The sequence below is a fragment of the Mesorhizobium sp. M0626 genome, from assembly GCF_040320665.1.
Classification (GTDB): Bacteria; Pseudomonadota; Alphaproteobacteria; order Rhizobiales; family Rhizobiaceae; genus Mesorhizobium.
The window spans coordinates 1-12,647 of the sequence record NZ_JAMYQD010000011.1 but is presented as its reverse complement, the minus strand read 5'-3'; the positions used below and the strand labels follow the sequence as shown (position 1 = coordinate 12,647).

The 12,647-nt window shown below is 64.0% G+C and carries 12 protein-coding genes; all 12 read left to right on the top strand.

Translation table 11 applies throughout. From position 1 onward, the window contains the following. Positions 1 to 27 precede the first annotated feature (27 nt). The 12 genes from NKI37_RS15230 to NKI37_RS15175 all read left to right on the top strand — a co-directional run bounded on the left by NKI37_RS15230 (position 28) and on the right by NKI37_RS15175 (position 12,403). A complete protein-coding gene (locus tag NKI37_RS15230; protein ID WP_023668546.1) occupies positions 28 to 189 on the top strand; it encodes a hypothetical protein in 162 nt (53 codons plus the stop codon). Between the two features lie 14 nt (positions 190 to 203). Beyond that, complete coding sequence (locus NKI37_RS15225; protein ID WP_023668547.1) at positions 204 to 1,598, top strand: APC family permease; 1,395 nt, start codon at positions 204 to 206, stop codon at positions 1,596 to 1,598. A gap of 42 nt (positions 1,599 to 1,640) precedes the next feature. Next, positions 1,641 to 2,330, top strand: coding sequence for a hypothetical protein (locus tag NKI37_RS15220; protein ID WP_023704841.1), 690 nt, complete (start codon positions 1,641 to 1,643; stop codon positions 2,328 to 2,330). After that, on the top strand, positions 2,327 to 2,644 hold the full coding sequence (locus NKI37_RS15215) for a hypothetical protein (RefSeq protein ID WP_023668549.1): 318 nt from the start codon (positions 2,327 to 2,329) through the stop codon (positions 2,642 to 2,644). The genes NKI37_RS15220 and NKI37_RS15215 overlap by 4 nt, the downstream gene beginning before the upstream one ends. An 84-nt stretch (positions 2,645 to 2,728) precedes the next feature. Continuing rightward, positions 2,729 to 3,625: a class II glutamine amidotransferase gene (locus NKI37_RS15210; protein WP_023668550.1), complete on the top strand. Its 897-nt coding sequence runs from the start codon at positions 2,729 to 2,731 to the stop codon at positions 3,623 to 3,625. Between the two features lie 4 nt (positions 3,626 to 3,629). Continuing rightward, positions 3,630 to 4,358, top strand: a complete 729-nt coding sequence (locus tag NKI37_RS15205) for a GltB/FmdC/FwdC-like GXGXG domain-containing protein (RefSeq protein ID WP_352711063.1) — start codon at positions 3,630 to 3,632, stop codon at positions 4,356 to 4,358. 6 nt (positions 4,359 to 4,364) lie between these two features. Further along, the gene (locus NKI37_RS15200) at positions 4,365 to 5,693 is read left to right on the top strand and encodes an FMN-binding glutamate synthase family protein (RefSeq protein WP_023687061.1); all 1,329 of its coding nucleotides are present in this window, start codon (positions 4,365 to 4,367) and stop codon (positions 5,691 to 5,693) included. Positions 5,694 to 5,723: 30 nt separating this feature from the next. Continuing rightward, positions 5,724 to 7,031 (top strand): type III glutamate--ammonia ligase, encoded by a 1,308-nt coding sequence (gene glnT / locus NKI37_RS15195; RefSeq protein ID WP_023684436.1) that lies wholly within the window; start codon positions 5,724 to 5,726, stop codon positions 7,029 to 7,031. Positions 7,032 to 7,067: 36 nt separating this feature from the next. Beyond that, positions 7,068 to 8,321 (top strand): sarcosine oxidase subunit beta family protein, encoded by a 1,254-nt coding sequence (locus tag NKI37_RS15190; protein WP_023668554.1) that lies wholly within the window; start codon positions 7,068 to 7,070, stop codon positions 8,319 to 8,321. A gap of 15 nt (positions 8,322 to 8,336) precedes the next feature. After that, positions 8,337 to 8,612: a sarcosine oxidase subunit delta gene (locus NKI37_RS15185; protein WP_023684437.1), complete on the top strand. Its 276-nt coding sequence runs from the start codon at positions 8,337 to 8,339 to the stop codon at positions 8,610 to 8,612. 199 nt (positions 8,613 to 8,811) lie between these two features. After that, positions 8,812 to 11,793, top strand: a complete 2,982-nt coding sequence (locus tag NKI37_RS15180; RefSeq protein ID WP_352790416.1) for a sarcosine oxidase subunit alpha — start codon at positions 8,812 to 8,814, stop codon at positions 11,791 to 11,793. Next, positions 11,786 to 12,403, top strand: coding sequence for a sarcosine oxidase subunit gamma (locus tag NKI37_RS15175; protein ID WP_352790414.1), 618 nt, complete (start codon positions 11,786 to 11,788; stop codon positions 12,401 to 12,403). Before NKI37_RS15180 ends, NKI37_RS15175 begins: the two co-directional genes overlap by 8 nt. The last annotated feature ends 244 nt before the right edge of the window (positions 12,404 to 12,647 follow it).

The window sequence follows — 12,647 nt, the reverse complement described above, 5'->3', positions numbered from 1 at the left end:
CGCCAGAGATTTTGGGGAAGCACGCTCATGTGGGTCGCACTCTCTTACGCATCGTGGGGCATCTCGGTCGTGCTTGCGCTGTGGATGCTCTACGACTGGTTCAAGATCGACACGACCTATTCCGAGGAGGTGCTGACTTCCTCGCGCGAAGGCGAGCTTGAAGCCGCTTCCGAAAAACACCGGATCTGAGTGGGGATTGAACAATGACGATCACGCTTGAACCGGCAATACACGGCGACAGAGTTTCACTGCTACGCGTGCTCGGCCCCGCCCATGTCTGGGCGCTTGGCGTCGGCATCGTGCTGGTCGGCGAATTCACCGGCTGGAATTTCTCGGCCGACAAGGGCGGCGCACTGGCGGCGCTGATCGTCTGCTGGGTGGTCGGGCTCTTGTACACTTCGGTCGCCATGATCGACTCCGAGGTGACATCGACGGTTGCCGCCGCCGGCGGCCAATACGCGCAGGCTAAGCACATTGTCGGGCCGCTGATGGCCTTCAACGTCGCGCTGTTCCTGGTCTTTGCCTACACCATGCTGGAGGTTTCGGACGCCATCCTGCTCGGCGACACCATCGTCGCCAAGGCCGGCGTCGAAGGGCTCACCCACAACTCCTTCATTGCCGCCACCATCGTCGTGCTGGCATGGCTGAACTATCGCGGCGTGCTGATGACGCTCAACGTCAACTTCGTCATCACGGCGATAGCCTATGTCTCGATCGTTATCCTGTTCTTCTCGGTCAGCCCCTGGACGCAGGGTGCTGTGCTGAAGCTCAACGAACTGGTCACCCCCGGCAATGCGCTGCCCTATGGCTGGATCGGCGTCATCGCGGCCTTCCAGTTCGGCATCTGGTACTATCTCGGCATCGAAGGCACCACGCAGGCCGCCGAGGAAGTGCGCTCGCCGGCGCGTTCGCTGCCTTACGGCACCATGGCCGGCATGATCACGCTTTTGATCGCCGCCGCCATGACCTGGTATGTCTGCGCCTCGCTGATGCCCTGGGAGTACCTCGGTATCACCTATTATCCCTTGTGGGACGCCGGCAAGCTGACCGGCAGCCCGCTGCTGGAAAACCTGTTGTTCGTCGCCACGCTGCTCGCGGCACTGGCGTCGGCCAATGGCTGTATCAACGATGCGGCCCGCGCGTGGTTCTCGCTTGGACGCGACCGCTATCTGCCGACATGGTTCTCGGCCGTGCACCCGAAATACCGCACGCCCTATCGCTCGATCCTGTTCCTGTTGCCGATCGCGCTCGCCTTCGCCTTCATCGCCGACCTCAACCAGGCGATCACCTTCTCAATCCTGTCGGGCGTGCTGCAATACACCTTCATGAGCATAAACATCATGATGTTCCGCAAAAAGTGGCCGCTGGGCACGATCCGCCGCGGCTATACGCACCCGTTCCACCCGATCCCGGCGATCGTGCTGTTTTGCCTCTGCGTGGTGACCTTCTTTGCGATCTTCCTCGGCTACGGCACGCAGCTGATCGCCATGGTCGCCTTCTACTTCCTGATCTCGCTGTGGTTCCACTTCTACCGTTACCGCTATGTGCGCCGCGGCGACCAGTTCACCATGCCGTGGCCGAAGCCGCAGGGCTATTGACAGGAGAGGGCCTGCCGGTCTGGGCGGGCATGGCGTGACGAGGTGTCTGACGTGACGACAGCATTGCTGGCCGGGGCGGTCGCCGTGGCTCTCGTCCTGCACCTCGCCTGGCATACGCGCGCCAGCCGCAAAAAGGCCAAGGCTGATCTTGCAGCCGAGGCAGCCAGCATCCGGACCGTCATCACAGATGCCGTTGATGTCTCCGATGGCACAGCCGGCGTTGTCACCTGGGCCGGCACATGGAACGGACAGCGCGTGCAGCTGCGCACCATCGTCGACACGCTGGCAACGCGAAAGCTGCCGGCGCGATGGTTGAGTGTCACGATCACAGAGCCGGTTGCGGTGCCGGCGACCTTCGACATGATGATGCGGCCGGGCTCGCCGACGACCTTCTCCAATTTCGATCATCTTCAGCATACGCTGCCGAAGGCTCCGGGATTTCCGGCTGAAGCCGTGCTGCGAACCGACCTCAGGGCGGCGCGCTTTCCGCAGAACCTGATCGCCAGCCATCTCGACATCTTTGCCGAAGGCCGCGCCAAGGAACTCTTGATCACCCCGAACGGCGTGCGCATCGTCTGGCTGCTGGCCGAGGCCGAGCGGGCGCGCTACGGCGTGTTCCGGCAGGCCGCATTCGGCGGCGCAAGGCTGGATCCAACGCTGGTCGAGAGACTGCTGACCTCGGCCTCAGTGCTGCGCGATGCCATCAACCGACAGGAAAGGCAGGTCGCATGAGCGCACCCGCACCGACAAACCCGTATCTGGTGCTCGGCGCTGCCATCGTCTTACCGGCCAGCGGCCACGTCATTCTGGGCGTGCCCGTGCGCGGCCTGCAGTTCCTGTTCTTCATGGTGATCCTCGCCTGGGTGACGGCCAAGATCGCGCCGGCCGATGCCAGCTTCGTCGGCCGCCACGCCGGCGGCTTCCTGATCTATGCGCTGTCGATCCTCGATGCCTACAGAATAGCCCGCATCCGCACCGCCACATGGATTCACAGCGCCCGCGACGGCGGCGATAGTTCACAAGGCCGCATCGAGCCGGATACGTAACTACAGGAATATTTTTTTCATACGATTGAATTCGCACGACGCATTCGATACATCATCGTCTAGTGGTAACGTCGGGAGGCTGACATGTGTGGAATCGTCGGACTTTTTCTGAAAGACAAGTCGCTTGAGCCGCAGCTCGGCTCGATGCTGTCGCAGATGCTGATATCGCTCAGCGATCGCGGCCCCGACAGCGCCGGCATTGCCATCTATGGCGCGCCTTCCAGGAATGAAGCCAAGATCACCATCCAGTCCGCGAAGCCCGAGCGCGATTTCCGCGGCCTCGACGCCGAACTCGCGAAGGCCATCGGCGCGCCGGTGAGCATAGCGGTGAAGTCCACCCATGCAGTGTTGAGAACCGCGCCCGACAAGGTCGATGCCGCGCGCGAAGCGCTGCAGTCAATCCGCCCCGACGTGCGCATCATGGGCGCCGGCGAAGCGGTGGAAATCTACAAGGAAGTCGGTCTGCCGGAAGCGGTCGTCGACCGCTTCGACGTCCGCTCGATGACCGGCACGCATGGCATCGGCCATACCCGCATGGCGACGGAATCGGCCGTCACCACTATGGGCGCGCATCCGTTCTCGACCGGCGCCGACCAGTGCCTGGTGCACAATGGCTCGCTGTCCAACCACAACAATGTGCGGCGTGAGCTGGTGCGGGAGGGCATGAAATTCGAGACCGAGAACGACACCGAGGTCGCCGCCGCCTATCTCTCCTCGCAGATGGCGCATGGCAAGAACCTCGGCGAGGCGCTGGAAGGTACGCTGTCCGACCTCGACGGCTTCTTCACCTTCGTCGTCGGCACCAAGAACGGTTTCGGCGTGGTGCGCGATCCGATCGCCTGCAAGCCCGCCGTCATGGCCGAGACCGACCAGTATGTCGCCTTCGGCTCGGAATATCGCGCGCTGACCAAACTGCCCGGCATAGACAATGCGAGGGTCTGGGAACCGGAACCCGCAACCGTCTATTTCTGGGAGCATTGAGCCCATGCCGGCAACCAAACTTTCGAAGGCGGCGCAAGACCAGGCGTCCCGGGTCTTCGATCTCAATGTGTCGTCGCTGCGAGAGCTCAACCAGGCGCTTCACAATCTGACGCCCGGCTCCAACGAAACGGCGTGGGAAGTGCTGCACCCGAAGGGCAGCCATTCGGTTGCCGTCGGCGTCGACCAGCCGGTCAGCATCGATGTGCGCGGCAGCGTCGGCTACTACTGCGCCGGGATGAATGACGGCGCTGCCATCACCGTGCACGGCTCGGCCGGACCTGGCGTCGGCGAAAACATGATGTCGGGCTCGATCGTCATCAAGGGCGACGCCAGCCAGTATGCCGGCGCCACCGGCAAGGGCGGGCTGCTCGTCATCGAGGGCAACGCATCCTCGCGCTGCGGCATCTCGATGAAGGGCATCGACATCGTCGTGCACGGCAATATCGGCCACATGTCGGCCTTCATGGCGCAGTCCGGCAATCTGGTGGTGCTGGGCGATGCCGGCGACGCACTTGGCGATTCCATCTACGAAGCGCGGCTGTTCGTGCGCGGCAAGGTCGAAAGCCTGGGCGCCGACTGCATCGCCAAGGAGATGCGGCCCGAGCATATCGAACTGCTGCAGGGACTGCTCGACCGCGCCGGCGTCACCGGCGTCAAGCCGTCGGAATTCAAGCGCTACGGCTCGGCGCGCACGCTCTACAATTTCAATATCGACAACGCCGACGCGTATTGAGGCAGCATGACCTACAAGAACCCGCCGACGACGCCGCGCAAATCCGCGACCTTCGACGACTACACGCTTTCCGAAATCCGCCGCGCGGCGGCGACCGGCATCTATGACATCAGGGGCGCCGGGGCCAAGCGCAAGCTGCCGCATTTCGACGACCTTTTGTTCCTCGGCGCCTCGATCTCGCGCTATCCGCTGGAAGGCTATCGCGAGCGGTGCGACACGTCGGTCGTGCTGGGCTCGCGCTATGCCAAGAAGCCGATCGAGCTGAAAATCCCGATCACCGTTGCCGGCATGAGCTTCGGGTCGCTGTCCGGCCCGGCCAAGGAAGCGCTCGGCCGTGGCGCTACGCTCTCAGGCACGTCGACCACCACGGGCGACGGCGGCATGACCGAGGAAGAGCGCGGCCATTCCAAGCAACTGGTCTACCAGTACCTGCCGTCACGCTACGGCATGAACCCCAGGGATTTGCGCCGTGCCGACGCCATCGAAGTCGTTGTCGGCCAGGGCGCCAAGCCCGGCGGCGGCGGCATGCTGTTGGGACAAAAGATTTCCGACCGCGTCGCCGAAATGCGCACGCTGCCGAAGGGCATCGACCAGCGCTCGGCCTCACGCCATCCCGACTGGACCGGGCCGGACGATCTCGAGATCAAGATCCTCGAGCTGCGCGAGATCACCGACTGGGAAAAGCCGATCTACGTCAAGGTCGGCGGCGCCCGCCCCTATTACGACACAGCACTTGCGGTGAAGGCCGGCGCCGATGTCGTCGTCGTCGACGGCATGCAGGGCGGCACGGCGGCCACCCAGGAAGTATTCATCGAAAATGTCGGCCAGCCGACGCTTGCCTGCATCAGGCCGGCGGTGCAGGCGCTGCAGGATCTCGGCATGCACCGCAAGGTGCAGCTGATCGTGTCGGGCGGCATCCGCAATGGCGCCGACGTCGCCAAGGCGCTGGCGCTCGGCGTCGACGCGGTGTCGATCGGCACGGCAGCGCTCGTCGCGCTCGGCGACAACGACCCGCGCTGGGAGGCCGAATACAATGCGCTCGGCACCACCGCCGGCGCCTATGACGACTGGCACGAGGGTCGCGACCCCGCGGGCATCACCACGCAGGACCCCGAACTGATGAAGCGGGTCGATCCGATCGCCGCCGGACGGCGGCTGGCGAACTACCTCAAGGTGATAACGCTGGAGGCGCAGACCATTGCGCGTGCCTGCGGCAAGAACAGCCTGCACAATCTCGAGCCCGAGGATCTCGTAGCCCTCACCATCGAAGCCGCCGCCATGGCTGGCGTGCCGCTGGCCGGCACCAACTGGATACCGGGGAAAAACGGCTTCTAAAAAACACATCAAAATAAGCGAGGAACTATAATGGGGAACGATCTCGCCGCATTCGCCAAAGAGAACGGCGTCAAATATTTCATGATTTCCTACACCGACCTGTTCGGCGGCCAGCGCGCCAAGCTGGTGCCGGCGCAGGCGATCGCCGACATGCAGAAGGACGGCGCCGGCTTCGCCGGTTTCGCCACCTGGCTCGACCTCACGCCGGCGCATCCTGATATGCTGGCGGTGCCGGATCCGGATTCGGTGATCCAGCTGCCGTGGAAGCCCGATGTCGCCTGGGTCGCCGCCAACTGCATCATGGACGACAAGGAAGTCGAGCAGGCGCCGCGCAACACGCTGCGCCGGCTGATCGCGGAAGCCGCCACTGACGGCATGCATGTCAAGACTGGCGTCGAGGCAGAGTTCTTCCTGATCTCGCCGGACGGCAGCGTCATCTCCGACAAATACGACACGGCTTCAAAACCCTGCTACGACCAGCAAGCGGTGATGCGCCGCTACGATGTCATCGCCGAGATTTGCGACCACATGTTGGCGCTGGGCTGGAGCCCCTACCAGAACGACCATGAGGACGCCAACGGCCAGTTCGAGATGAACTGGGCTTTCGACGATGTGCTCGCCACCGCCGACAAGCACTCCTTCTTCAAGTTCATGGTCAAGTCGGTGGCCGAGAAACACGGCCTGCGCGCGACCTTCATGCCAAAGCCTTTCCAGGGCCTGACCGGCAATGGCTGCCACGCCCATATTTCGGTCTGGGACAAGGCCGGCAAGGTCAACGTCTTTGCCGATAACGCGATGGAACTCGGCCTGTCGGCCAAGGGCAAGAATTTCCTCGGCGGCATCATGAAACATGCCTCGGCGCTGGCCGCCATCACCAACCCGACGGTGAACTCCTACAAACGCATCAACGCGCCGCGCACCATTTCGGGCGCCACCTGGGCGCCGAACACGGTGACCTGGACCGGAAACAACCGCACTCACATGGTGCGCGTGCCCGGCCCCGGCCGCTTCGAGCTGCGGTTGCCGGACGGCGCCGCAAACCCTTATCTGCTGCAGGCCGTCATCATTGCCGCCGGTCTCGACGGCATCCGCTCCAAGGCCGATCCCGGCAAGCGCTACGACATCGACATGTACCAGAACGGTCACACTGTGAAGGGCGCGCCGAAGCTGCCGCTCAACCTGCTCGACGCGCTTCGCGAATACGACAAGGACAAATCGCTCAAGGCGGCGCTGGGTGAGGAATTCTCGTCGGCTTATCTAAAGCTGAAGCAACAGGAATGGAATTCCTATGCTTCGCACTTCACGCAATGGGAGCGCGACCACACGCTGGACATATAATCGTCCTAGCGGTGCGAGCGACCTCGGAATGACCTGATGAAATATTCGATCTTCTCGCTCGCCCGTGCTGCCCTTTCCGGCCACAAGAACTGGCAGCGCACCTGGCGCGATGCGGCGCCCAAGGACCACTACGATGTTGTGATCATCGGCGGCGGCGGCCATGGGCTCGCCACCGCCTGGTTCCTCGCCAGCGAGTTCGGCATCAGAAACGTCGCCGTGCTGGAAAAGGGCTGGATCGGCTCCGGCAATGCCGGCCGCAACACCACCATCATCCGTTCCAATTACGGCCTGCCCGGCAATACCGGCTTCTACGAGCTTTCGATGAAGCTTTGGGAGCGGATGGAGCAGGACCTCAACTATAACGCCATGGTCAGCCAGCGCGGCGTCCTCAACCTCTATCATTCCGATGCGCAGCGCGACGCTTATGCGCGGCGCGGCAACACCATGCGCATCAATGGCATCGATGCCGAACTGCTCGACCAGGCGGCGCTGAAGAAGATGCTGCCGTTCCTGAATTTCGACCATGCGCGCTTTCCCGTGCAGGGCGGCCTCCTGCAGCGCCGCGGCGGCACCGCGCGGCATGACGCGGTGGTCTGGGGCTATGCCCATGCGGCGAGCGAACTCGGCGTCGACATCATCCAGAACTGCGAGGTCACCGGCTTTGTCCGGGACGGCAACGGCAAGGTGACTGGCGTCGAGACGTCGCGCGGCAAGATCGGCGCCGGCAAGGTCGGCATGGCAGTCGCCGGGTCATCGTCGCGTGTCGCAGCGATGGCGGGCATGCGCCTGCCGATCGAAAGCCATGTGCTGCAAGCTTTCGTCTCGGAGGCGATCAAGCCGCTCATCCCCGGCGTCATGACCTTCGGCGCCGGGCATTTCTATGTCAGCCAGTCGGACAAGGGCGGGCTGGTCTTCGGCGGCGACATCGATGGCTACAATTCCTACGCCCAGCGCGGCAATTTGCCTGTCATGGAAGATGTCTGCGAAGGCGGCATGGCGCTGATCCCGATGATCGGCCGCGTGCGGCTTCTGCGCCAGTGGGGCGGTATCATGGACATGTCGATGGATGGCTCGCCGATCATCGACAAGACACCGGTCGACGGGCTCTACCTCAACGCCGGCTGGTGTTATGGCGGCTTCAAGGCGACGCCCGGTTCCGGCTTCGTCTTTGCCCATCTTCTGGCGCGTGACGAAACGCACAAGGAGGCGGCGCTGTTTCGGCTCGACCGCTTCCAGCGCGGCGCCATGATCGACGAAAAGGGCCAAGGCGCCCAACCGAACCTGCATTGAGGCGGCCGGAACAAGATGCGTATCACCTGTCCTTTCTGCGGCGAACGCGAACTCGGCGAGTTCAGCTATCTCGGCGATGCCAAGCCTGTACGGCCGGCGGCGGATGCCGGCGAAGATGCCGTCTACGACTATGTCTATCTGCGCGACAACATCGCCGGCGTGATGGCAGAGAACTGGTATCACGGCGGTGGCTGCCGGGCCTGGCTGAAGGTCACCCGCAACACGCTGACGCACGAGATCTCGGCGGTGGAACCGGCGGCGGGGGCTGGTGCGAGCCAGGTGGAGACATGAGCTATTCTGTCGAGACCACAGCCGTCGCGAAAAGCGCCAGCCCCCTACCTCCCCCTTGTGGGGAGGTCGGACCGCAGGTCCGGGTGGGGGTCGGTGCCGCACCCCCACCCCGCTGCTGCGCAGCGACCCCCCCCACAAGGGGGAGGGTGAAGAGCGCGACGGTCCCGCCTGGCATTGGATCGATGAGAGGCCGGCCATCGTGAGTTCCAGCCAATCCCATCGTCTCACATCCGGCGGTCTCATCGACCGCTCGGCGCCGCTCAACTTCCGCTTCGATGGCAAGAGCCTCTCCGGCTTCCAGGGCGACACGCTGGCGTCGGCGCTGGTCGCCAATGGCGTCAAGCTGGTCGGCCGCTCGTTCAAATACCATCGTCCGCGCGGCATTCTGACTGCGGGCTCGGAAGAACCCAACGCGCTGGTCGAACTGCGCACCGGCGCACGGCGCGAGGCCAACACCAAGGCCACGACGGCCGAACTCTATGAAGGCCTCGAAGCGGCCAGCCAGAACCGCTGGCCGTCGCTGCGCCACGATGTGATGTCGGTGAACCAGCTGTTCGCACCGATCTTCGTCGCCGGCTTCTACTACAAGACCTTCATGTGGCCGGCAAAATTCTGGGAAATGGTCTACGAGCCGGCGATCCGACGCGCCGCGGGTCTGGGTCGCGCGGCGGTCACCCCCGATCCGGATCACTACGACAAAGCCTGGGCGCATTGCGATGTGGTGATCGCCGGCTCCGGCCCCGCAGGTCTGGCGGCGGCTTTGGCGGCCGGGCGCAGCGGCGCTCGCGTCATCCTGTGCGAAGAAGATTTTGCGCTCGGCGGCCGTCTGTTGTCGGATGGCGGCACGATCGATGGGCTGCCGGCTGCGGAATGGATCCAGCGCACACTGGCCGAACTCAGCTCAATGCCTGACGTTCGCATCATGACGCGCACGACGCTGTTCGGCGTCTATGACGGCGGCACCTATGGCGCGATCGAACGCGTCAACGATCATCTGCCGGTTCCGCCCGAGCATCAGGTGCGACAGCGGCTGTGGCGCATCGTGGCCAAGCGCTGTGTTGTGGCTGCAGGCGCGATCGAGCGTCCCATCGTCTTTGCCGGCAACGATACGCCCGGCGTAATGATGGCGTCGGCGATGCGGACCTATGTCGCGCGCTATGCCGCGACGCCGGCAAAGCGTGTTGCGCTGTTCACCAACAATGAGGATGGCTGGCGCACGGTCGAGACCGCGCTCGCAGCCGGACTGCAGGTCGCGGCGGTGATCGATGCGCGGACTGACGTCTCGCCTGCCCATCGTTCCCTCGCCTCCAGGAACGGCTTCACCGTGCTGCACGGCTCGGTCAGCGGCGTCGACGGCGGCAAGGACGGCGTAAGAAAAATAGCGGTGTCGCTGACCGGCGGCGCGCGCGCCGAGGTCGAGGCCGACGGGCTTGCCGTTTCCGGCGGCTGGAATCCGGCGGTCGGGCTGACCTCATACCATCGCGGCCGGCCGAAATGGCGCGACGACATCTCAGCTTTCGTGCCGGACGGCGCGCCGCCCGGTATGGTCGCCGCAGGTGCGGCTAATGGCGACTTCGGGCTAGGCGCCTGCCTGCGCGCAGGTTTCGAGGCCGGCGCCGCAGCGGCGCGTGACGCCAGCCGGATCGGCAATGCGGGATCGGCACCGGTCGCCGACGACGAGGCGTTCTCGCTGACCCCGCTCTGGCATGTCGCTGGCAAAGGCAAGGCTTTCGTCGACCAGCAGCATGATGTCACCGCGTCCGACATCGAGCTGGCGCAGCGCGAGGGTTTTGAATCGGTCGAGCACCTGAAGCGCTACACCACGCTCGGCATGGCGACCGACCAGGGCAAGACGTCCAACGTCGCCGGCCTCGCCATCATGGCGGCGGTGACGGGCAAATCCATTCCCGAGACGGGCACGACCATCTATCGCCCGCCCTACGTGCCGGTCGCCATCGGCGCTTTTGCCGGCCACCATCGCGACGAAAATTTCCATGCGACGCGGCTGACGCCGTCGCATCACTGGGCGGCCGAACAGGGCGCGATCTTTGTCGACACCGGCCTGTGGAAGCGCGCGCAATGGTATCCGCGCGCGGGCGAGAAGGACTGGCTGGAATCCGTGACCCGCGAGGTCAAGGCGGTGCGCTCGGGCGTCGGCTTCTGCGATGTCTCGACGCTGGGGAAGATCGATGTGCACGGCCCCGATGCCGGCGCCTTCCTCGACCGCGTCTACATCAACACCTTCTCAAACCTTGCCGTGGGAAAAGCCCGCTACGGGCTGATGCTGCGCGAGGACGGCCTCGTCTATGATGACGGCACGACCTCGCGGCTGGCCGAGGACCATTATTTCCTCACCACGACCACGGCGAAGGCCGGGCTGGTGATGCAGCATCTCGAATTCTGCCGGCAGGTGCTATTCCCCGAACTCGACGTGCAACTGACCTCGGTCTCCGACCAGTGGGCGCAGTTCTCGATTGCCGGGCCAAGGACGCGAGACCTGTTGAAGGAAATCGTCGACCCTGCCGAGGACCTTTCGAACGAAGGTTTTCCCTTCATGGGCGTGCGCGAAGTCGCTTTGCGCGGCGGCATCAAGGCGCGGCTGTTCCGCATCTCCTTCTCCGGCGAGATGGCGTTCGAGATTTCGGTGCCGGCGCGTTACGGTGAAGCGATGGCACGCAATTTGATGCTGGCGGGAAAACCGTTCGGCGTGACGCCGTATGGCACAGAAGCCCTCGGCGTCATGCGCGTTGAAAAGGGCCATGTCGCCGGACCGGAACTGAGCGGCACGACGACCGCCGCCGATCTCGGCCTTGGCAAGATGATGTCGACCAAGAAGGATTTCATCGGTCGCGTCATGGCCGGCCGCGAGGCGCTGGTGGCGCCGGACCGGCAGGTCGTGGTCGGGATCAAGCCGGTCGACAAGGCGCGCCGCCTGCGCTCCGGCGCGCACATCATCCCGAAGGGCCAGACGCCCGGGCCTGATAACGACCAGGGCTACGTCACCTCGGTCTGCTTCTCGCCGACGCTCGACCAGTGGATCGGTCTCGGCCTTGTCGAGCGCGGCCGCGAACGCATCGGCGAGATCGTCCACGCGCATGATCCGCTGCGCGGTGAAGACTATGATGTCGAACTCTGCAATCCCGTCTTCTACGATCCCGATGGAGGGCGCCAGCGTGGCTGATTTTTCCTGGGATGTTCGCAGCCCGCTCGAGCGCGCGCTCGCTCCTGGCGCTTACGGCGTGCAAGGCGATGCCGGTGTGTCGCTGACCGAGATCCGCAATTTCGACCTCGTCCAGGTGATGGCACGGCGCGGCAAGGCGGGTGATTTGGCCGAGGCGGCGAACGCTCGTTTCGGCGTCGCGGCTCCGGAAACGCCGAAGGCGGGTGGCACCGCGGATGCGACGCTGATCTGGTCGGGACCGGATCAGTTTTTTGTCCTGTCGAAGGGTGGCAGGACTGAGGTGCTCGCTCAGACCTTTGCATCTTCCGCTTCGCTATCCGACCAATCGCATGCACGCGTGCTGATCAGCATCTGCGGCCTCAAGGCGCGCGCCATGCTGGCGAAACTGTCGTCGATTGATTTGCATCCCGATGCGTTTCCGGTTGGCGCTGCTGCCGCGACCTCGATGGATCACACCAGCGTCACGCTCTGGCGTGGTGGTGACCAGGCGGATGGGCAGGCGGTGTTCAACCTCCTGGTGTTTGCGACGTTTGCCGAAAGTCTGTGGCACACGATGTTGGATTCGGCTGCGGAGTATGGTGTGGCTATCGGGCATTCCGAGGAGCTTTAGCTCGATAGTTTCAGATGTTGGCGCCGCCCCTCATTGCCCTGCCGGGCATTTCTCCCCGTATAGTGACGGGGAGAAAGAAGCTGTGTCCGAACCGGATAGATAGGTAACAGAATGGACCGATAGCATGGGTGACAGTTTTCTTGTCCGCCGGAGGACCGGCGATGGTTTGGCGAGAGACTGGCATCATGGACGAGCGGCTACGGTTTGTTGTGGAGTGTCTTTCTGGGGATGAGACGATGGTTGC

Bases quoted from the DNA above. Each gene is read 5' to 3' on its own strand.
- NKI37_RS15210 (WP_023668550.1), top strand. From the start codon at position 2,729: ATGTGTGGAATCGTCGGACTTTTTCTGAAAGACAAGTCGCTTGAGCCG.
- NKI37_RS15215 (WP_023668549.1), top strand. From the start codon at position 2,327: ATGAGCGCACCCGCACCGACAAACCCGTATCTGGTGCTCGGCGCTGCC.
- NKI37_RS15205 (WP_352711063.1), top strand. From the start codon at position 3,630: ATGCCGGCAACCAAACTTTCGAAGGCGGCGCAAGACCAGGCGTCCCGG.
- NKI37_RS15185 (WP_023684437.1), top strand. From the start codon at position 8,337: ATGCGTATCACCTGTCCTTTCTGCGGCGAACGCGAACTCGGCGAGTTC.
- NKI37_RS15190 (WP_023668554.1), top strand. From the start codon at position 7,068: ATGAAATATTCGATCTTCTCGCTCGCCCGTGCTGCCCTTTCCGGCCAC.
- NKI37_RS15225 (WP_023668547.1), top strand. From the start codon at position 204: ATGACGATCACGCTTGAACCGGCAATACACGGCGACAGAGTTTCACTG.
- NKI37_RS15230 (WP_023668546.1), top strand. From the start codon at position 28: ATGTGGGTCGCACTCTCTTACGCATCGTGGGGCATCTCGGTCGTGCTT.
- glnT (WP_023684436.1), top strand. From the start codon at position 5,724: ATGGGGAACGATCTCGCCGCATTCGCCAAAGAGAACGGCGTCAAATAT.
- NKI37_RS15200 (WP_023687061.1), top strand. From the start codon at position 4,365: ATGACCTACAAGAACCCGCCGACGACGCCGCGCAAATCCGCGACCTTC.